Below are 20,024 nucleotides of genomic sequence, written 5' to 3'. Positions count from 1 at the left end.
TCACTCCTGGTGGGAGAGGGCTTTGACGGTGCGGGACGGGCTGGGTCGGCCCAGTTGTCCGGCCATCCACACGCTTGTGGCGGTGAGTCGGCCGAGGTCGACCCCGGTGTCGATACCGAGGCCCTGGAGCATCCATACGAGGTCTTCGGTGGCGAGGTTGCCGGTCGCGGACTTCGCGTACGGGCAGCCGCCGAGGCCGCCCGCGGAGGCGTCGACGGTCGTGACGCCGTGCTGCAGCGCGGCCAGGGTGTTGGCGAGCGCCTGGCCGTACGTGTCGTGGAAGTGCACGCCGAGCGCGCTGGTCGGCACGCCTTCCTCGTTGAGCTCGGCGAGCAGGTTCTGGACGTGGCCCGGCGTCGCCACGCCGATCGTGTCGCCGAGGCTGAGCTCGTCGCAGCCCATGTCCATCAGGGACTTGCAGACGCGGACGACCTGATGGATGGGGACGCCGCCCTCCCAGGGGTCGCCGAAGCACATGGAGAGGTAGCCGCGGACGTGCACCTTGTCCGCCTTGGCCCGGGCCACCACCGGCTCGAACATGGCGAGCGCCTCGTCGACGGTCCTGTTGAGGTTGGCCTTGGCGAAGGACTCCGTCGCGCTGGCGAAGACGGCGACGCGGCGGGCGCCGAGGGCGAGGGCGCGGTCGAGTCCTCGCTCGTTCGGCACGAGGACGGGCAGATGCACCCCTGGCAGATCGCTGATCAGCGGGAACAGCTGCTCCGCGTCCGCCAGTTGGGGCACCCACTTGGGGTGCACGAAGCTGGTGGCCTCAATCGTGGTCAGGCCCGCGTCGGCGAGGCGCCGGACGAACTCCGCCTTGACCTCGGTCGGTACGGTCGCCTTCTCGTTCTGCAGCCCGTCGCGCGCGCCGACCTCGTGGATCCGCACCTGGGCGGGCAGGTCCTGGGCCGCTACGACCATGGGCAGTCCCTGAACGGTCATTCCGCCTCCTCGTGCGGTGCGATCACGGCCAGCACCTGGTCCATGGCGACCGTCGTGCCCGGGGTGACGTCCAGCTCGCTGACGGTCCCGGCGTGCGGCGCGGAGATGACGTGCTCCATCTTCATCGCCTCGACCACCAGCAGGCTCTGCCCGGCGGCCACTTCATCACCCACGGCGACCTTCACTACGGTCACCGTGCCGGGCATGGGGGCGGTGAGCGAGTCGGCTCCGGCGTGCGCGGCGCCGGTGAGGGAGGCGGCCACGGGGTCGTGGTCACGCACATGCCAGGCGTCGCCGTCGCGGCCGAGCCAGTCGGCGGCCCGGTGGAAAGTGTGGCGTACGCCGTCCAGGGTCACGGAGACCTGGTCGGCGGTGACGGAGTGGGTGCCGCGCGGGGTGTACTCCACGGGGTCGAGCACCCGCAGGTGGAAGCCCACCGGCTTGGGCTCGCCCCCGAGTCGCCACCCGCTCGGCGTGGAGAAGGGGTCGGTCCAGCCCTCGCCCCGGGGCCGCAGCGCTTCGAGCCGTACGGCGGCCGCGGCCTCGTACACCTCGTCCGGTACGTCGCTGGAGACCAGGGAGTCCGCCTCGCGCTCCACCAGCCCGGTGTCCAACTCGCCCGCCACCACCGCCGGATGGGCCAGCAGTCGCCGCAGGAACCCCGCGTTCGTCTGCACCCCCAGCGTGACCGTCTCCGCGAGGGCCGCCCGGAGCTTGCGCAGCGCGGTCGCGCGATCGGGTCCGTAGGCGATGACCTTGGAGAGCATCGGGTCGTAGAGCGAACCGACCTCCGTGCCCTCGCTCAGCCCCGAGTCGGTGCGCAGGCCGTCGCCCTGCGGCTCGTGCAGCGCGAGCACCGTGCCGCCGGAAGGGAGGAACCCGCGCGCGGGGTCCTCGGCGCAGATGCGTGCCTCCACGGCATGCCCCGCGAGCGTGATGTCCTGCTGCCCGTAGGGCAGTTGCTCGCCCGCCGCCACCCGGAGCTGCCACTCCACCAGGTCGATACCCGTGATCAGCTCGGTGACCGGGTGCTCCACCTGGAGGCGGGTGTTCATCTCCATGAAGTAGTACGACGACGGGTCGCCGCCCGGCACGATGAACTCCACCGTGCCCGCGCCCCGGTAGCCGCAGGAGCGGGCCGCCTGGACCGCCGCCTCGCCCATCGCGGCGCGCGTGCCGGCGTCGAGGAGCACGCTCGGCGCCTCCTCGATGATCTTCTGGTGGCGGCGCTGGAGGGAGCACTCGCGCTCGCCCAGGTGCACGACATTGCCGTGGCCGTCCGCCAGGACCTGGATCTCGATGTGCCGGGGGCGGTCGACCCAGCGCTCGACGAGCAGGGTGTCGTCGCCGAAGGAGGCGCGGGCCTCGCGGCGGGCGGCGGCGATCTCGTCGGCGAGCAGCACCGCGTCCCGCACGAGCCGCATGCCCTTGCCGCCGCCGCCCGCCGAGGGCTTCAGCAGCACCGGCATACCGATCTCCCGGGCCGCGTCGGCCAACTCCGCGTCGGTGAGCCCGCTGCCGCTCGAACCCGGCACCACGGGGACCCCGGCCGCCTTCACCGTCTCCTTGGCGCGGATCTTGTCGCCCATCAGGGAGATCGCTTCGGCGGGTGGTCCGATGAAGACGAGCCCCGCGTCGGCGCACGCGCGCGCGAAAGACGCGTTCTCCGCGAGGAAGCCGTAGCCCGGGTGCACGGCCTGCGCTCCCGTCCGTGCCGCCGCCTCCAGGAGGCGCTCCACGGACAGATAGCTCTCGGCCGCCGGCGCCGGGCCGATCCGTACCGCCGTGTCCGCCTCGCGCACATGCCGGGCGTCCGCGTCGGCGTCGGAGAAGACGGCCACGGAGCGCACGCCCAGCGACCGCAGCGTACGGATGACCCGGACCGCGATCTCACCCCGGTTGGCCACAAGAACGGTGTCGAACATGGTCAGAGGTCCCTCACATCCGGAAGACGCCGAACTGGGGGTCACCCAGGGGCGCGTTGGCGCAGGCGGTCAGGGCGAGACCCAGCACCTGCCGGGTCTCCATCGGGTCGATCACGCCGTCGTCCCAGAGCCGGGCCGTCGCGTAGTAGGCGTTCCCCTGGTGCTCGTACTGCGCGCGGATCGGGTCCTTGAAGGCCTCTTCCTCCTCGAGGGGCCAGGACTCGCCGCGCGCCTCCAACTGGTCGCGCTTGACGGTCGCGAGGACCGACGCGGCCTGCTCGCCGCCCATCACGGAGATCTTGGCGTTGGGCCACATCCACAGGAAGCGCGGCGAGTACGCCCGGCCGCACATCGAGTAGTTGCCCGCGCCGTACGAGCCGCCGATCACGACCGTGAGTTTGGGGACCCTCGTACACGCCACGGCCGTCACCATCTTGGCGCCGTGCTTGGCGATGCCACCGGCCTCGTACTGGCGCCCGACCATGAACCCGGAGATGTTCTGCAGGAACACCAGCGGGATGCCGCGCTGGTCGCACAGCTCGATGAAGTGGGCGCCCTTCTGGGCGGACTCGGAGAACAGGATGCCGTTGTTGGCGACGATCCCGACCGGGTGCCCGTGGATCCGGGCGAAGCCGGTGATCAGGGTCTGCCCGAACTCCGCCTTGAACTCGGCGAAACGCGAACCGTCGACCACGCGCGCGATGACCTCGCGTACGTCATAGGGGGTGCGGGAGTCGACCGGCACCGCCCCGTACAGCCCGTACGGGTCCACCTTCGGCTCGACGGTCGGCTCGACCGACCAGGGCAGCGGTCCGCGCGCGGGAAGCGTGGCCGCGATGTTCCGTACGATCCGCAGCGCGTGGGCGTCGTCCTCCGCAAGGTGGTCGGTGACACCCGACACACGCGCGTGGACCTCGCCGCCGCCCAGCTCCTCGGCCGTGACGACCTCGCCGGTGGCGGCCTTCACCAGGGGCGGGCCGCCGAGGAAGATCGTGCCCTGGTTGCGCACGATCACGGCCTCGTCGCTCATGGCCGGGACGTAGGCGCCGCCCGCCGTGCAGGACCCGAGGACGGCCGCGATCTGGGGGATGCCGGCGCCCGACATCCGCGCCTGGTTGTAGAAGATCCGCCCGAAGTGCTCGCGGTCGGGGAAGACCTCGTCCTGCATCGGCAGGAAGGCACCCCCGGAGTCGACGAGGTACACACAGGGGAGGCGGTTCTCGAGGGCCACCTCCTGGGCGCGCAGGTGCTTCTTCACCGTCATCGGGTAGTACGTGCCGCCCTTGACGGTGGCGTCATTGGCGACGATCACGCACTCGCGCCCGCTGACCCTGCCGATCCCGGCGATGACGCCGGCGGCCGGGGCCTGCCCGTCGTACATCCCGTCGGCGGCCAGGGGCGCCAGCTCCAGGAAGGGCGACCCTGGGTCGAGGAGGGTGTCCACGCGGTCGCGCGGGAGCAGCTTCCCGCGCGCGGTGTGCCTCTCCCGGGCCCGCTCACCGCCGCCGAGCCGGGCCGCGGCCAGCTTCTGCCGCAGCTCCTCGCCCAGCGCGCGGTGCGCCGCCTCATTGGCCCGCCAGGCCTCCGACGCGGGATCTGCCGCGCTCGTCAGCTCCGGTGCCTCGTGCATCCTGCGGTCCCCTCACCAGTGGTCCACCAGTTAATGAGCGTTAACGCATTTCCTTCAGGTTAACGACCGCTAACCTCCCTGTCTAGAATTGCTTTCATGGCCACCAGAACCGACGCCCCCACCCGCCGCGAGCAGATCCTCAAGGAAGCCGCGCGGCTCTTCGCCGAGCGTGGCTTCCACGGCGTCGGCGTGGACGAGATAGGAGCGGCCGTCGGCATCAGCGGCCCCGGTCTGTACCGGCACTTCGCCGGCAAGGACGCGATGCTCGCCGAGCTGCTGGTGGGGATCAGCGGCCAGCTGCTGACGGGGGGCAAGCGCCGGGTGGCGGAGGCCGACGGGAACCCCGAGGCGCTCCTCGACTCGCTCATCGAGGGGCACATCGACTTCGCGCTCGACGACCGCCCCCTGATCACCCTGCACGACCGCGAGCTGGACCGCCTCCGGGACAGCGACCGCAAGCTCGTACGCCAGCTCCAGCGGCAGTACGTCGAGCTGTGGGTGGAAGTCGTGCGCGAGGTCTACCCCGGGCTGAACGAGCCCGCCGCGCGCTCGGCGGTGCACTCGGTCTTCGGACTGCTGAACTCGACGCCGCACCTGGGCCGCCCCGGGTCCCTGCCGGGCCGTGGCGCGACCGCGGCGCTGCTGCACCGGATGGCCCGGGGGGCGTTCGGGGCCGTCGGGACGGACTGAGGCCGGAAGTCGGCGCTGGGTGGTCGGCGGTCGGCTTGGCACCGCCGGTCCTTGGGGTCGTGCGGCGGCGTGACGAGCGTCTCGCACTGGTTGCTCTGGACGACCGTCGTGACTGGCGGGTAACGTGATATCTGAGCAAGCGCTTAGACAGAAACCCCAGGTGGAGGTGGCGGCGGTGCGCCGTACTGTGTTCAACGAGGACCACGAGGCGTTCCGGGAGACCCTGCGGGCCTTCATCGAGGCCGAGGTCGTTCCGGTCTACGACGAGTGGTTCGCCGCGGGCCAGGCGCCGCGCGACTTCTACTACAAGCTCGCCGAGCTCGGCGTCTTCGGCATCCGCGTCGACGAGGAGTTCGGCGGCGCCGGCATCGACTCGTACAAGTTCGAGGCCGTGATGTACGAGGAGACCGCGCGCGCCGGTGTCCAGTTCGGCGGCTCCGGCGTGCACGTGCTGCTCGGCCTGCCGTACATAAAGATGCTCGCCAGCGACGAGCAGAAGAAGCGCTTCCTGCCGAAGTTCGTCTCCGGCGAGGAGATGTGGGCCCTCGCGATGACCGAGCCGGGCACCGGCTCCGACCTCGCGGGCATGAAGACCACCGCGAAGCTCTCCGAGGACGGCACGCACTACGTCCTCAACGGCGCCAAGACCTTCATCACCGGCGGCGTCCACGCCGACCGCGTCATCGTCTGCGCCCGCACCTCCGCTCCCACGGCCGAGGACCGCCGCTTCGGCATCTCCCTCTTCGCCGTGGACACCAAGTCCGAGGGCTACTCCATCGGCCGCAAGCTCGACAAGCTCGGCCTGAAGACCTCCGACACCGCCGAGCTTGCGTTCGTCGACGTGAAGGTCCCGGTCGAGGACCTCCTCGGCGAGGAGAACAAGGGCTTCTACTACCTCGGCCACAACCTGGCCTCCGAGCGCTGGGGCATCGCCTTCGGCGCGTACGCGCAGGCCAAGGCCGCCGTCCGGTTCGCCAAGGAGTACGTCCAGGAGCGCACCGTCTTCGGCAAGCCCGTCGCCTCCTTCCAGAACACCAAGTTCGAGCTGGCCGCCTGCCAGGCCGAGGTGGACGCCGCCGAGGCGGTCGCCGACCGTGCCCTGGAGGCGCTCGACGCGGGCGAGCTGACCCCGGCCGAGGCCGCGTCCGCCAAGCTGTTCTGCACCGAGGTCGCGCACCGTGTCATCGACCGCTGCCTCCAGCTGCACGGCGGCTACGGCTTCATGAACGAGTACCCGATCGCCCGCCTGTACGCGGACAACCGCGTCAACCGCATCTACGGCGGCACCAGCGAGATCATGAAGTCGATCATCGCCAAGGACATGGGCCTGTAAGGTCCGCGAAAAAAGTTCACGGTACAACTGACGTCATGAGTCAGGCACTTCAGTCCCTGCTCGATCTGCTCGACCTCGAGCGGATCGAGCAGGACATCTTCCGCGGCCAGTCCAGGTCCGCCGTCGTCCCCCGCGTCTTCGGCGGGCAGGTGGCGGCGCAGGCACTGGTCGCCGCGGGGCGTACGGTCCCCGACGACCGGTTGGCGCACTCCCTGCACGCGTACTTCCTGCGTGCGGGGGACCCCGGCGCGCCCATCGTGTACTCGGTGGACCGCATCCGCGACGGCCGTTCCTTCACCACGCGCCGGGTGGTCGCGATCCAGCACGGCCAGCCGATCTTCCATCTCTCGGCGTCCTTCCAGACGTACGAGGAGGGCATGGAGCACCAGGCCGAGATGCCGCCCGCACCCGACCCGGAGACGCTGCCCACGGCCGCCGAGCTGCTGCCGCTGTACGCCGACGTCTTCTCGGACCCGGTCGTCGTGGAGCGCCTCCTGGAGGCCCGCGAGTCCGTCGACCTGCGCTATGTCGACGCGCCGCCGTACGGCACCGTCGGCGAGATCCGCGAGCCGCGCTCCCAGGTCTGGTTCCGCACGAACGGCAAGCTGGTCGACGACCCGCTGCTGCACGTCGTCCTCGCCACATACGTATCCGACATGACGCTGCTGGACTCCATCCTGCTCGCGCACGGGCGCGGCGGCTGGGTGACCGGCGACGTCGTCGGGGCCTCGCTGGACCACGCGATGTGGTTCCACCGCCCGTTCCGCGCCGACGAATGGCTGCTGTACGACCAGGAGTCGCCGTCCGCGTCGGGCGGACGCGGGCTCGGCCAGGCCCGCATCTACACGCAGGACGGCCGGCTGGCCATTTCGGTGATCCAGGAGGGCGTGGTCCGGATCCCCAGGTAAAACTGTGGCATGGCTGAAGCGGCAGAGCAGAACGGCGGCGGCGAGAGCACCTTCACGGTGATCGTCGCCGCCGTCGCCAACCTGGGGATCGCGCTGGCGAAGGCCGTCGCCGGAGTGATCAGCGGATCCAGCGCGATGCTGTCCGAGGCCGCGCACTCCGTCGCCGACACCGTCACCGAGGTGCTGCTGCTCACCGCGCTGAAGCGCAGCGAGAAACCGGCGGACGAGGACCATCCGCTGGGGTACGGCCCGGAGCGGTACATCTGGGCATTGCTCGCGGCGGTCGCGACCTTCGTCGGCGGCGCGGTGTTCTCGATCTACGACGGCGTCCACACCCTCGTGGCGGGCGAGGAACTCGGCGACCCGCTCGTCTCGTACATCGTGCTCGCGGTGGCGTTCGTGCTGGAGGGCTTTTCGCTGCGGACCGGGGTACGGCAGGCGCGGGGTGAGGCGGCGCGCCTCGGGGCGCCCTTCAAGAGATACCTGCGCCACACGCCGGACACCGCCGTGAAGGCCGTGGTCATGGAGGACTCGGCCGCGCTGATCGGTCTCGTGCTCGCCGCGGGCGGCCTGCTCGGCGGCCAGCTCACCGGCTCCGGCGTCTGGGACGGCATCGCGTCGCTGTGCATCGGCGCACTCCTGCTGTACGTCGCCTGGGTGCTGGGCCGTTCCAACGCGGAGCTGTTGATCGGGCGGCCGTTGCCCAAGCCGATGCGCGAGCGGATCCGGGCCGAACTGCTGGCCGTGGAGCACGTGGAGGCCGTACTGGAGCTGACGACGCTGGTGCAGGGGCCGCGGGAGGCGCTGATCGCGGCCAAGGTCGACTTCAGGGACGTGTCGACCGCGGCCCAGATCGAATGGGCCTGCGAGCAGGCGGAACTGCGGCTGCGGGAAGCGTTCCCGGTGGTGAGCCGGGTGTATCTGGATCCGACGCCGGGGTATGCGCAGCGGCGGACGGAGGGGCTGAATCCCTGGCCGTGAAAGCCGGTTGGGGTGGGCCCGCGAGCCTGTGGTCCAGTTGTACGGGATTGGATCTGGGCCGGGTACCGGCGCGGCTGCGAGGATCGGGAGCCGCACGTCGCGGACCCGAGGGGGCGGTATGAGCCGAACGGAAGAGTCGTGGAACTGGCGCGGGGGACGGATCCGGGGGGCCTTCCTGGAGGCGGCCGGGACCGTGGCCGAGCTGGTCGCCGAGCCCGCCGTCGCGGCCGCCTGGGAGAAGCCCAGCGCGCTGCGGGACTTCAGCGTCGGGGGCCTGGCCGGGCACACCGCATGGCAGGAACTGGCCCTTCCGGAGCTGCTCGCGGAGCCGGAGCCCAAGGAGCCTGTGGTCTCGCTGCGGGAGTACTACCTGGAGCGGGTGACCTGGCTGGACGCCGGTGTCGACGGCGCGGTCAATGTGCGGATCCGTAAAGGGGGCGAGGCGACGGCCGTCGACGGACACGGGGCGCTCCTCGCGCGTGTGCGGGAGGCGGTCGGGTGGCTGGGCGCCGAGCTTCCCCGGGTGCCCGCCGGGCGGGCGATCCGGATGACGTCGTGGGGCGACTGGTCCCTCGACCTCGACGACTTCCTGCTCACCCGGCTGATGGAACTGGTCGTCCACGCCGATGACTTGGCGTGCAGCGTGGGTCTGCCGAACCCGGAGTTCCCCGAGCGCGTGACCGCGCCCGTGGTCGAACTGCTCGCCCGGCTGGCGGTGCGCCGGCACGGGGCGGTGGACGTGATCCGGGGGCTCGCCCGCGTGGAGCGTGCCCCCGCGTCGATCGCCGGGCTCTAGAGGGGACTTGGACGGGCCCCGTACAGGACTTGGACGGGGCTTGCCGGGACTTGGACGGGGCCGGCGGGACTTATGCGAGTCCCGCTGCCGCGAGCAGGTACGCCGCCATCGGGTCGTAGTACCGGGGGCTCTTGACGTGGTCGTCCAGGGGGATCGTCACCTGGACGGTGCCTTCGGCCTCGGCGAGGAACAGGGCGGGGTCGTTGCAGTCGGCGTAGCCGATGGAGTCGAGGCCGAGTTGGCCGGCGCAGCCCGCCCAGCCGTGGTCGGCGACGACCAGGTCGGGCAGCGGGCGGCCCTCGCGCTCCAGGCCCGTGACGATCGCGCGCATCGGCTCACCCGAGTGGGTGTGCCACAGTGTGGCGCCGTGTTCCAGGACCGCGACGTCCGCGAACTGGAAGACGTAACCCTCGTCCGTCTGCAGCCCGTCCGGGATGACGACGATCTCGCAGCCGGCGGTGCGCAGGGCGGCGGCGGTGGCGCGGTGCACGTCGAGGAGGCCGCCGGGGTGGCCGGTGGCGAACAGCACCCGCTGCTCGCCGTCCGCCGCCTTGCGCAGCCGGGCCGCGGCACGCTCCAGGGCGTCCACCGTCAGCTCCGGGTCGATGGTGTCCTGCCCGTACCGGTACTCCGGGTCGTCGCTCACGCCGCACCGCTCCGCCATCACCGCGAGTACGTCCTGCTCGTCGGTCCAGCGGTCACCGAGCTCCAGGCCGAGCCAGAAATTGCGGTCGCCGTTCGCGAGCTTGCGGTAGTGGGAGAGGTTGTTCTCGCGGGGCGTGGCTACGTCGCCCGCGATACGGGTCCTCACGAGGTGGTCGACGAGCTCGGCGCGGCTGGGGGTCCCGGGTATCGGCATGCCCCCCATTGTGCCGGTGCGCTCCGTTCCTCGGGTGAGTGTCCTGAACCGTGGGACACGGGTCACTCGGCGGTACGGTGCCGGGTGGGCCCCGGGTGCCTTGTCACCGCCGCCCGGTGCGGCCGCTCCCCGCCGCTCCGCGACGGTGCCTCCCCAACTGGGCCCGGGCGCCTTGTCACCGCCGCCCGGTGCGGCCGCTCCCGCCGCTCCGCGGCGTTGCTCCCCCCGGAGCCTGGGTGCCTTGTCACCGCCGCCCGGTGCGGCCGCTCCCCGCCGCTCCGCGACGGTGCCTCCCCAACTGGGCCCGGGCGCCTTGCCACCGCCGCCCGGTGCGGCCGCTCCCGCCGCTCCGTGGCGTTGCTTCCCCCGGAGCCTGGGTGCCTTGTCACCGCCGCCCGGTGCGGCCGCTCCCGCCGCTCCGCGGCGGTGCTTCCCACCCACCCACCCGACTCGGTCACTTGGAAAGCTTGCCTCGCGGCCTCGCGGCCTCGCGGCCTCGCGGCCTCGCGGCCTCGCGGCCTCGCGGCCTCGCGGCCTCGCGGCCTCGCGGCCTCGCGGCCTCGCGGGCTGGCGGGCTGGCGGCCTCGCGGGCTGGCGGCCTCTCGGCCCTCCGCCCCGTCGCCTCGTGGCACTCTCCCCCCTGCCGTCCCGCACCCCATCACCCCTCCCGCAACGCAAACCACAACTCCATCCGCACATCGGGGTCGTCGAGGTCCGCCCCCAGCAACGCCCCGCAGCGCGCGATGCGTTGGCGGACGGTGTTGCGGTGGACGGAGAGGGCCACGGCTGTGCGGTCCCAACTGCCGTGCAGGGAGAGCCAGGTGCGGAGGGTCTCGGTGAGAGCGGGGGTGGCGGCGATGGGGGCGAGGAGGGCGCGGGCGTGGGTCTCGGCATCGGCCGGGGGGACGAGGTCCGCGAGGGCGGGGCGCTCGCCGTGGCGGACCAGCGGTGCCCGGGTCGCGCGGGCCCGGGCCAGGGCGCGGGCCGCCTGTGTGTCGGCGGCCGCCCACTCGTGCGGCCCGACCGGCGCGCTGACCCCGCACGTCCAGCCCGCCTGCGCGGTGGGCTCACGGGCGCCGGGCACGAGGACCCGTACGACGTCGCCGCCCGCGTCGACCAGCGCGGAACCCAGCGCCGCTCCCAGCGCGGACGCGGCGACGGCGTCCGGTGCGGGGCCGTCCCCGGCGGGGCGCGCGTGCACGACGAACCACCGCTCGCCCCCGAGGAGCGGCGCCACGTCCTCGGGGGAGGCGCCCAGCAGCACGCGCACGAGCGCCGCGAGCCGCGCCGCCCCGCTCCCGCTCTGGTGCTCCCCGGTGAGCAGCGAGAGCAGGACCGTCGCGACGGAGGCGATGGTGTGGTCCCCGGGTTCACGGCGCGGAGCCCCGACCCCGAGCACGAAGCCCTGCCCGGCCCCGAGGGCGTAGGCGGCGAGATGGACACCGCCGACGGTGTCGGTGGCCGAGGAGGGAGCGGTTCTCCCTTCCCGGGGTCGCACAACAGCGGCCAGCTCGGCGAGCGCCGGCGCCACGGGGGTACTCCCGGGCGGGGCCGCCTCGGCCACCCTCCCCGCCCTGGCCAGCTCGACCCCGTCCGGCCCGTACAGCACCGTCCAGCCCCCCACCCGCTGGGCCAGCTGTCGCAGCACCGCCGGTACCGGGTCCGGGCGGGCCGCGGCCGCGGCCAGGCTCTGCTGGGCCTCCGTCACACGGCGCAGTTCCGCGAGGCGGGCCTGGGCCATGAGCTGCCAGACCGCGCGGGCCACACCGGAGAAGGTGGTCTGGGGCGGGACCTCCAGGAGGGGGAGGCCGTACGCGTCGCAGGCCGCCACCAGCGCCCGCGGGACCGTGTCGTGGACCGGGACCAGGCCGAAGCCGAGGGCCGTGCCGCCCGCCGCGACGATGCGGGACACGTAGTCGTCGAAGTAAGTGCCCGAGCCCGCCGCCTCGGGGATGTGGACCCCGGCGGTCAGGAGCAGCTCGCCGCCCAGCAGATACGGGTACGGGTCGGCCATCTCCGACGTGTGCGCCCAGTGGATCACGGTATCCGGGTCCGACGGGCCCGCGATCTGGCGCAGGCCCAGGTCCTCCCGGGCCAGGAGGGCGGAAAGCGGGACCGGTGGGGTCGGTGGGACAGGCGGGGCGGAAGGGTTGGATGTGTCCGGCATGGTGGACGTTCCCTCCATCCGGTTCAGTGACAGTGGATGAAACGTACACTTCAGAGTCGCTTTCCGGCCACCTAGGGTCAGTGCCGTCGGCAGCCGCGGGTACGGGCGTATGTCCCCGCGATCCGCTGCCGGTCTCCCGGCCGGGCACCGCTCCCGGCCGCGTCCCCGGTTCCATCTGCACGACACGCCACCGAGAGTGCGCGAAGGAGGGCCCCACATGGCCGTCGACTACACAGTGATCGTCGTCTATCTGGCCGGCATGCTGGCCATGGGCTGGTGGGGCATGCGCCGCGCCAAGTCCAAGAGTGAGTTCCTCGTGGCAGGGCGGCGGCTCGGACCCGCCATGTACTCCGGGACCATGGCCGCCATCGTCCTCGGCGGCGCGTCCACGATCGGTGGCGTCGGGCTGGGGTACCAGTACGGGCTCTCGGGCGCCTGGATGGTGTTCACCATCGGCCTCGGGCTCCTCGCCCTCTCCGTGTTCTTCTCCGCCCGCATCGCCCGCCTGAAGGTCTACACCGTCTCCGAGATGCTGGACCTCCGCTACGGCGGCCGGGCCGGTGTCATCTCCGGCGTCGTCATGTGGGCGTACACCCTCATGCTGGCGGTCACCTCGACCATCGCGTACGCCACGATCTTCGACGTCCTCTTCGACATGAACCGGACGCTCGCGATCATCCTCGGCGGCTCGATCGTCGTCGCGTACTCGACGCTCGGCGGCATGTGGTCGATCACCCTCACCGACATGGTGCAGTTCGTCGTCAAGACCGTCGGTGTGCTGCTGCTCCTGCTCCCCATCGCCGTGATCAAGGCCGGCGGGTTCAGCGAGATGAAGGCCAAGCTGCCCACCGAGTACTTCGACCCGCTGGGCATCGGCGGCGAGACGATCTTCACGTACGTGCTGATCTACACGTTCGGCATGCTGATCGGCCAGGACATCTGGCAGCGCGTCTTCACCGCCCGCAGCGACAGGACGGCCAAGTGGGGCGGCACCGTCGCGGGCACCTACTGCCTGGTGTACGCCCTCGCCGGCGCCGTCATCGGTACGGCGGCCAAGGTGCTCTACCCGAAGCTGCCCAGCGCCGACACCGCGTTCGCGACCATCGTCAAGGACGAACTTCCGGTCGGCGTACGAGGGCTGGTGCTTGCCGCGGCGCTCGCGGCCGTCATGTCCACCTCCTCCGGTGCCCTCATCGCCTGCGCCACCGTCGCCAACAACGACATCTGGGCGAAGCTGCGCGGGGTGGTGAAGCGTGATGGCGAGGAGCGCGACGAGGTCAAGGGCAACCGGGCCTTCATCCTGATCATGGGCGTCGCGGTGATCTGCACCGCGATCGCGCTCAACAACGTCGTCGAGGCGCTGACCGTCGCGTACAACCTGCTCGTCGGCGGTCTGCTCGTGCCGATCCTCGGCGGTCTGCTGTGGAAGCGCGGCACGGCGGCCGGCGCGCTCGCCTCCGTCGCCGTCGGCGGCCTCGCGGTCATCGGCCTGATGGCGACGTACGGCATCCTGGCGAACGAGCCGGTCTACTACGGGCTGTTGTCCTCGCTCGCCGCCTACGTGGTGGTGTCGCTGTCCACCAAGCCGACCGAGGCCGCCGTACTGGCCGCCTGGCGCGAGCGCCTCGCGGGTCGCACCCCCGAACCCTCGCCCGAACCGGTCCCGGCTCACCAGTAGAGTCGTACTAGTAGCACATAGATGTGCATAGCTTTACATACGCGATGATGCGTAAGAAGGAAGGCAATTCAACATGAGCAGCAACGAGACGCCCCGCGGGCCCATCGACTCGTCCCGCATCCCGCGGTACGCGGGCCCCGCGACCTTCGCCCGGCTGCCGCGCCTCGACGAGGTCGGCACCGCCGACGTCGCCGTGGTCGGTGTGCCGTTCGACTCCGGCGTCTCGTACCGGCCGGGCGCCCGCTTCGGCGGCAACGCGATCCGCGAGGCGTCCCGGCTGCTGCGCCCCTACAACCCGGCGCAGGACGCCTCTCCCTTCGCTCTCGCGCAGGTCGCGGACGCCGGTGACATCGCGGCGAACCCGTTCAACATCAACGAGGCCGTGGAGACGGTGGAGGCGGCGGCCGACGAGCTGCTCGGCACCGGCGCCCGCCTGATGACCCTCGGCGGCGACCACACCATCGCGCTGCCGCTGCTCCGCTCCGTCGCCAAGAAGCACGGCCCGGTCGCGCTGCTCCACTTCGACGCGCACCTCGACACCTGGGACACGTACTTCGGCGCCGAGTACACGCACGGCACCCCGTTCCGCCGCGCCGTCGAGGAGGGCATCCTCGACACCTCGGCCCTCTCGCACGTCGGCACCCGCGGCCCGCTGTACGGCAAGCAGGACCTCACCGACGACGAGAAGATGGGCTTCGGCATCGTCACCTCCGCGGACATCTACCGTCGCGGCGCCGACGAGGTCGCCGACCAGCTGCGTCAGCGCATCGGCGACCGGCCGCTCTACATCTCCATCGACATCGACTGCCTCGACCCGGCGCACGCGCCCGGCACCGGCACGCCCGAGGCGGGCGGCATGACCTCCCGCGAACTCCTGGAGATCCTGCGCGGGCTGGCGTCCTGCAACCTGGTCTCGGCCGACGTCGTCGAGGTCGCACCCGCGTACGACCACGCCGAGATCACCGCCGTCGCCGCGTCCCACACGGCGTACGAACTGACCACGATCATGTCCCGTCAGATTGCTGAGGCTCGCTCGAAGTGACCCACGACCACGACCTGGTACTCCGTCCGACGGCGGCGCAGACGGAGGCCGCGCTGAACCCTCCCACCGGCCGTAACGGCGGAGACCTGGTCGTGGAGACCCTCACAGGTCTCGGCGCGACGACCGTGTTCGGCCTGCCCGGGCAGCACGCGCTAGGCATGTTCGACGCGCTGCGCCGGTCCTTGCTGCAGTACATCGGCCTGCGCGTGGAGAACAACGCCGGGTTCGCGGCGGACGCGTACGGCCGGATCACCGGTGAGGCCGCCCCGCTGCTGCTCTCCACCGGCCCCGGGGCGCTGACCTCGCTCGCCGCGCTGCAGGAGGCGGCGGCGGCGTCCGCGCCCGTCCTCGCGATCAGCAGCCAGATCCCCACCGCGGGGCTCGGTGGCGGCCGCCACGGCTATCTGCACGAACTCCCTGATCAGCAGGCGTCGTTCAGGGGCGTGGTGAAGTCGGTTCACACGGTTCGTACGCAGTCGCAGATCCCGTCGGCGATCGCGGCCGCCTGGGAGTCGGCGCTGACCGCTCCGCACGGCCCGGTGTGGGTGGAGATCCCGCAGGACGTCCTCCTCGCCGAGACCCACCTGCCGGTGGTGACGGCGATGGACGCGACCCCGGAGGACGTGGTCCCGCGCCCCGAACTGACCGCGGTGGCCGCCGACTTGCTGTCACGCGCCGCCCGTCCCGCGATCATCGCGGGCGGCGGTGTCGTACGCGCGGACGCGTCCGGAAAGCTCCGTCAGCTCGCCGAAAAGCTGAGCGCCCCCGTCGTCACCACCTTCGGCGGCAAGGGCGCCTTCCCCTGGAACCACCCGCTCTCCCTCCAGTCCTGGCTGGAGGACCGCCACACCACGGACTTCCTGGAGGACGCGGACGTCCTCCTGGTGGTGGGCTCGGGTCTCGGTGAACTCTCCTCGAACTACCACACGTTCAAGCCCCGCGGCCGGGTCGTCCAGATCGAGGCCGACCTCGGCAAACTGGAGTCCAACCACCCGGCGCTGGGCATCCACGCGGACGCGCGCCTCGCCCTGTCGGCACTGCTGGAGACGGTCGAGGAGCGCACCGACCCGACGGCCGCGGACCGCGTACGCACGGTGCTGGAGAACGTCGCCGAGCGCATCGCCGCCCAGGAACTCACCCTGGAGCAGGACGTGTTGGCGTCGGTGCGCCGGGCCCTCCCGGACGACTCGCCGTCCTTCTGGGACATGACGATCCTGGCGTACTGGGCGTGGTCCGCCTTCGACGCGCGCGACGCGAACACCATGCACTCCGCGCAGGGTGCGGGCGGCCTCGGCTACGGCTTCCCGGCCGCGCTCGGGGCGGCCGCCGCCGACCCCACCCGCCCGGTCCTCGCGGTCTCCGGCGACGGTGGCGCGCTGTACTCGATCGCGGAGCTGGCGACGGCGAAGCAGTACGACCTGAACGTCACCTGGCTGATCGTCGACGACGGCGGCTACGGCATCCTGCGGGAGTACATGACCGGCACCTTCGGCCAGGCGACGGCGACCGAGCTGGCCCGGCCGGACTACGTCGCCCTCGCGGAGTCGTTCGGCGTCCCGGGGGTCCGCACGACCCCCGAGACCCTGGAAGAGGACCTGTCGAAGGCCCTGGCAAGCCCCGGCCCTTCGGTGGTACTGCTCCCGGCCGTACTGCGGATGTTCGCCCCGACCCACCTGGGCTGACGCCCGGCCGCCGGTGGTGGTGGCGGCGGTCTACCAGATCGCCTCCACCCACTCCGGGTGGTCGATGAACGGGTTGCGGTTGTGCTGGTAGGTGTCGTAGATGACCTGGTTGCGGCGCTCCTCGAAGCTGTCCGGCGGGTCCTCGTCGTTCCACTGCTTGAGGACTGAGAGCTTGCCGATGTACGGGTTGCTGCCGTTGGCGACCTTGTCGTCGGGCTCCAGGTCGGCGAAGCCGTCGTCGCCCTCGTAGCGGACCGTCATGTAGAGGATCATGCGGGCCACGTCGCCCTTGACCGCGTCGCGCGGCTCGAAGGAGTCGGAGTCGGTGAGGCTGCCGCCGGCGTTGGTGAAGGTGCTGCCGCCCTCGTCGAAGTCCTTGTTGCCGCGGACGCCGTTGACCTGCACGTCCTCCGGGCGGATGTGGTGGAGGTCGGTGCCGGGGCCGGTCGAGGTGGTGAGGCCGCCGTGCGAGATCGCCCACACGTGCTCGCGGTTCCAGTCGCCGACGTCGCCGCCGTTGAGGTTCTTGCTGCGGGAGAGGCCGGAGTACAGCAGGATCACGTTGCCGCTGTTGTTCGGATCCTGGTCCGTGACCTTCAGGGCGTCCCAGAGCGCCGAGTACGAGAGCTTCGACTGGCTGCTGATGATGGTGTGCAGCGAGGACTTGAGGCTCGTGCCGGTCTTGCCGACCGCGTTCTTGTAGTACGTGGTGTCGTACGCGGTCGTCGTGGCGCTCGCCGGAGTGGCGGTCACCGTCGGCACGGTGAGGCCGACGAGCACGGCGGAGGTGGTCAGCGCCAGCGTCTTCCAGCGGCGTATGTGCGTGGCGGGCATGTGGGGGCGTCCGTTCTACGCGGGTTGAATGAGCGGCCAACCGGAGCGTGACATGGACATGTGTTTCGGTGAGTGAACGGGAGGGGTCGGTTGTGTGTCGGGATCCGGCAAGTCGCTTGTTGTGCAGGCGATTTGGCATACCACTGCGGCCCCCGGCCGAGGGGAACTCGGTCGGGGGCCGCAGTGCGCGCGGGTGTTCGGCCCGCCTGGGTCGAACTGTCCGGGTTGAGCTGCCTCAGTCGAGGTCCGACGGGTCCAGGCGGTAGAGCGACGACGACTGGCTGTTGTGCGTCTGCGAGTTGGACTCGGAGCCGGTGCCGGAGCCGGAGCCGGTGCCGGTGCCGGAGGAGCTGGAGCCCGTGCCGGTGCCGGTGCCGGTGCCGGTCGAGGAGGTCGCGCTCTTGCTGTACGCGCTCTCCTTCACCGCCGTGCCGTGTTTCTGCACCCAGGCCGTGACCTCGGAGCTGACGCTGTCCGAGCCGCCCTGGCCCATGCCACCGCCGCCCATGCCGCCGCCGAGCTGGATGTAGTGCAACTCGCCCTTCTTCACCAGCTCCTTGAGCTTGGCGAGCGTCATCGCCTTGTCGGTGCCGGTCCAACCCCACATGGAGATGACGGGCTGCCCGCTGCTCACGATCAGCTGCGCGGCACTCTGCGAACCGGACACCGCGAGCAGCCACTTGGCGCCGTCCCGGTGCTTCTTCAGGTATGTGATCAGCTCGCTGTTCGCGCCGTCGCCCATACCGCCGCCGAAGCCGCCGCGTCGGCCGGTGGCGCCGTTGGTCCCGCCGGTGCCGTTCGGGGGTGTCCCCGTCCCGCCGCCGGGGAAGGCGCCGTTCTCGCCGCCGCCCTGCTGAGTGCCACCGGGCATGCCGCCGCCGGGGGCACCGCTCGGCGGCGTACCCATCTGGCCGTTCGCACCGCCCTGTTGGGCGCCCTGCTGGGTCCCGCCCGGCATTTCACCGCCTCCCGGACCGCCGTTCCCGCCGCCGAAGCCGCCCCGGCCGCCGCCGGGACCACCCATGCCGCTGCCCGTCGTCGGGCCGGCCGTCGGGTTGGTGCCGCCCATGCCGCCGCCCGTGCCGGAGGGCACCGAAGCGGCGTACGCGGCCGGACCGGCGACGGATGCGACGACCGCGGCGGCCACGGAGGCCGCGAACAGCTGGACGCGTCGGCCGGAGCGGAAGACCAGCAGGCCCGTGATCGCGAGCGCCATGACCACCGCGACGGTCGGCCACAGCCAGGTGTTCCAGCCGGAGGCCCGGCGCAGCAGCACGACCGACCAGATGCCGGTGGCGCCCAGGGCGACGGGCAGTACCCACACCCACCGCTTGTCGGCGCGGAAGGCGCGCAGCAGCATGACGCCGCCGCCTCCGCACAGCGCCGCGACACCGGGCGCGGGGGCGGTCGTGTAGTACGGGTGCATGGTGCCCTCGGCCATCGCGAAGGTCAGGTAGTGCAGCGCGGTCCAGCCGCCCCAGAGCACCAGCGCGGCACGCGTCGGGTCGGTGCGCGGCGCACGCCCGCACAGCACCAGACCGCCCACGAGCGCGATGCCCGCGAAGGGCAGCAGCCACGAAATCTGGCCGCCCAGGATGTCGTTGAACATCCGGCCGAGGCCGGCGGTCCCGGAGAAGCCGCCGCCCCCGCCGCCCCCGCCGCCGAAGACCCGGCCCAGGCCGTTGTAGCCCATGATCAGGTTCCAAGCGGTGCCGTCCGTCGAGCCGCCGATGTACGGCCGCTCGGACGCGGGCACCAGTGACACGGCCGCCGCCCACCAGAAGCTGGAGACGGCCAGGGCCACGCCCGCGAGCAGCAGGTTCACGATCCGCTTCACCAGGCCGAGCCGGGACGCGTACAGGTAGACCGCGAAGACGGCGGGCAGCGCGATGTAGCCCTGGAGCATCTTGGTGTTGAAGGCGAGTCCGAAGCAGACCGCGGAGCCGATCAGCGGCAGCAGCTTGTCGTGGCGCACGGCGCGCAGCGCGAGCGCCGCGCCGCCGACCATCAGCAGGACCAGCAGCGAGTCGGGGTTGTTGTCCCGGTTGATGGCGACGGTGATCGGGGTGAGCGCGAGCACGAGCGCGGCGATCGCCGCGGCGGCGTGCCCGAAGACCCGCTTCACCGAGGAGTGCAGGATCCAGATCGTGCCGAGCGCGGCCCCGATCAGCGGCAGCATCATCTGCCAGGTGCCGTAGCCGAACACCCGGCAGGACAGGCCCATGACCATGAGCACCAGCGGTGGCTTGTCGACGGTCATGAAGTTGCCCGCGTCGAGCGAGCCGAAGAACCACGCCTTCCAGCTGTGCGTACCGCTGAGCACGGCCGCGCTGTAGAAGCTGTTCAGGCTGGAGGAGGAGAGGTTCCAGGAGTACAGGCCTCCGGCCAGCACCATGATCGCGATCAGCGCGGGGAGCGACCAGCGGGGTGCGGCGGATGTGGGGGACGGCCCCTGGGGCGGCTCGACGGCCGGTGCGCCGGGGGTGGGAGCGGGGGCCACGGGGCGGCCGGGGGCCGGGGACAGTGGATCGGTGGCAGATGTCACCAGTGCACCCTG

15 protein-coding genes are annotated in these 20,024 nt (G+C 71.7%); 8 read left to right on the top strand and 7 right to left on the bottom strand.

All coding sequences use genetic code 11. The annotated features are described in order from the left end of the window. The 3 genes from ACZ4RZ_RS13405 to ACZ4RZ_RS13395 are packed head-to-tail and all read right to left on the bottom strand — an operon-like array spanning position 1 to position 4,497. Positions 1 to 942 carry a hydroxymethylglutaryl-CoA lyase gene (locus ACZ4RZ_RS13405; RefSeq protein ID WP_467744230.1) on the bottom strand — a complete coding sequence of 314 codons (942 nt, stop codon included), beginning with the start codon at positions 940 to 942 and terminating at the stop codon, positions 1 to 3. Continuing rightward, positions 939 to 2,867 carry an acetyl/propionyl/methylcrotonyl-CoA carboxylase subunit alpha gene (locus ACZ4RZ_RS13400; RefSeq protein WP_467744229.1) on the bottom strand — a complete coding sequence of 643 codons (1,929 nt, stop codon included), beginning with the start codon at positions 2,865 to 2,867 and terminating at the stop codon, positions 939 to 941. The genes ACZ4RZ_RS13405 and ACZ4RZ_RS13400 overlap by 4 nt, the downstream gene beginning before the upstream one ends. Positions 2,868 to 2,880: 13 nt before the next feature. Further along, positions 2,881 to 4,497, bottom strand: a complete 1,617-nt coding sequence (locus ACZ4RZ_RS13395; protein WP_467744228.1) for a carboxyl transferase domain-containing protein — start codon at positions 4,495 to 4,497, stop codon at positions 2,881 to 2,883. A gap of 96 nt (positions 4,498 to 4,593) precedes the next feature. Between ACZ4RZ_RS13395 and ACZ4RZ_RS13390 the strand changes: the two genes are divergently transcribed. From ACZ4RZ_RS13390 to ACZ4RZ_RS13370, 5 genes are all read left to right on the top strand, one after another. Next, positions 4,594 to 5,187 (top strand): SACE_7040 family transcriptional regulator, encoded by a 594-nt coding sequence (locus tag ACZ4RZ_RS13390; RefSeq protein WP_467744226.1) that lies wholly within the window; start codon positions 4,594 to 4,596, stop codon positions 5,185 to 5,187. A gap of 175 nt (positions 5,188 to 5,362) precedes the next feature. Further along, positions 5,363 to 6,520 carry an acyl-CoA dehydrogenase family protein gene (locus tag ACZ4RZ_RS13385; RefSeq protein ID WP_467744225.1) on the top strand — a complete coding sequence of 386 codons (1,158 nt, stop codon included), beginning with the start codon at positions 5,363 to 5,365 and terminating at the stop codon, positions 6,518 to 6,520. Positions 6,521 to 6,555: 35 nt separating this feature from the next. After that, the gene (gene tesB, locus ACZ4RZ_RS13380; protein WP_467744223.1) at positions 6,556 to 7,428 is read left to right on the top strand and encodes an acyl-CoA thioesterase II; all 873 of its coding nucleotides are present in this window, start codon (positions 6,556 to 6,558) and stop codon (positions 7,426 to 7,428) included. A 9-nt stretch (positions 7,429 to 7,437) separates the two neighbouring features. Continuing rightward, positions 7,438 to 8,409, top strand: a complete 972-nt coding sequence (locus ACZ4RZ_RS13375) for a cation diffusion facilitator family transporter (protein WP_467744221.1) — start codon at positions 7,438 to 7,440, stop codon at positions 8,407 to 8,409. Positions 8,410 to 8,527: 118 nt separating this feature from the next. Then, entirely contained in the window at positions 8,528 to 9,205 is a 678-nt protein-coding gene (locus ACZ4RZ_RS13370) for a maleylpyruvate isomerase N-terminal domain-containing protein (RefSeq protein WP_467744219.1), read from the top strand. A gap of 70 nt (positions 9,206 to 9,275) precedes the next feature. Here ACZ4RZ_RS13370 and ACZ4RZ_RS13365 read toward each other — a convergent pair whose 3' ends face one another. Together ACZ4RZ_RS13365 and ACZ4RZ_RS13360 are read right to left on the bottom strand one after the other, a co-directional pair. Further along, positions 9,276 to 10,064, bottom strand: a complete 789-nt coding sequence (locus tag ACZ4RZ_RS13365) for a phosphatase (protein ID WP_467744217.1) — start codon at positions 10,062 to 10,064, stop codon at positions 9,276 to 9,278. Between the two features lie 658 nt (positions 10,065 to 10,722). Beyond that, positions 10,723 to 12,249 carry a PucR family transcriptional regulator gene (locus tag ACZ4RZ_RS13360; RefSeq protein ID WP_467744215.1) on the bottom strand — a complete coding sequence of 509 codons (1,527 nt, stop codon included), beginning with the start codon at positions 12,247 to 12,249 and terminating at the stop codon, positions 10,723 to 10,725. A gap of 199 nt (positions 12,250 to 12,448) precedes the next feature. Between ACZ4RZ_RS13360 and ACZ4RZ_RS13355 the strand changes: the two genes are divergently transcribed. The 3 genes from ACZ4RZ_RS13355 (at position 12,449) to ACZ4RZ_RS13345 (ending at position 16,633) form a co-directional block, all read left to right on the top strand. After that, positions 12,449 to 13,909 (top strand): sodium:solute symporter family protein, encoded by a 1,461-nt coding sequence (locus tag ACZ4RZ_RS13355; RefSeq protein ID WP_467744213.1) that lies wholly within the window; start codon positions 12,449 to 12,451, stop codon positions 13,907 to 13,909. A gap of 73 nt (positions 13,910 to 13,982) precedes the next feature. Beyond that, positions 13,983 to 14,951: an agmatinase gene (gene speB, locus ACZ4RZ_RS13350; RefSeq protein ID WP_467744211.1), complete on the top strand. Its 969-nt coding sequence runs from the start codon at positions 13,983 to 13,985 to the stop codon at positions 14,949 to 14,951. After that, positions 14,948 to 16,633: a thiamine pyrophosphate-binding protein gene (locus ACZ4RZ_RS13345; RefSeq protein WP_467744209.1), complete on the top strand. Its 1,686-nt coding sequence runs from the start codon at positions 14,948 to 14,950 to the stop codon at positions 16,631 to 16,633. The genes speB and ACZ4RZ_RS13345 overlap by 4 nt, the downstream gene beginning before the upstream one ends. A 30-nt stretch (positions 16,634 to 16,663) precedes the next feature. On the opposite strand, the gene ACZ4RZ_RS13340 is transcribed toward ACZ4RZ_RS13345, so the two are convergent. Both ACZ4RZ_RS13340 and ACZ4RZ_RS13335 read right to left on the bottom strand, forming a co-directional pair. After that, positions 16,664 to 17,467: an endonuclease I family protein gene (locus ACZ4RZ_RS13340; RefSeq protein WP_467744207.1), complete on the bottom strand. Its 804-nt coding sequence runs from the start codon at positions 17,465 to 17,467 to the stop codon at positions 16,664 to 16,666. A gap of 235 nt (positions 17,468 to 17,702) precedes the next feature. Then, on the bottom strand, positions 17,703 to 20,012 hold the full coding sequence (locus tag ACZ4RZ_RS13335) for an ArnT family glycosyltransferase (protein ID WP_467744205.1): 2,310 nt from the start codon (positions 20,010 to 20,012) through the stop codon (positions 17,703 to 17,705). Between the last annotated feature and the right edge of the window lie 12 nt (positions 20,013 to 20,024).

The sequence above is a fragment of the Streptomyces sp. NPDC027189 genome, assembly GCF_055566975.1.
Note: the sequence above shows the minus strand (reverse complement) of the source record. Positions and strands in the feature narration are given on the sequence as shown.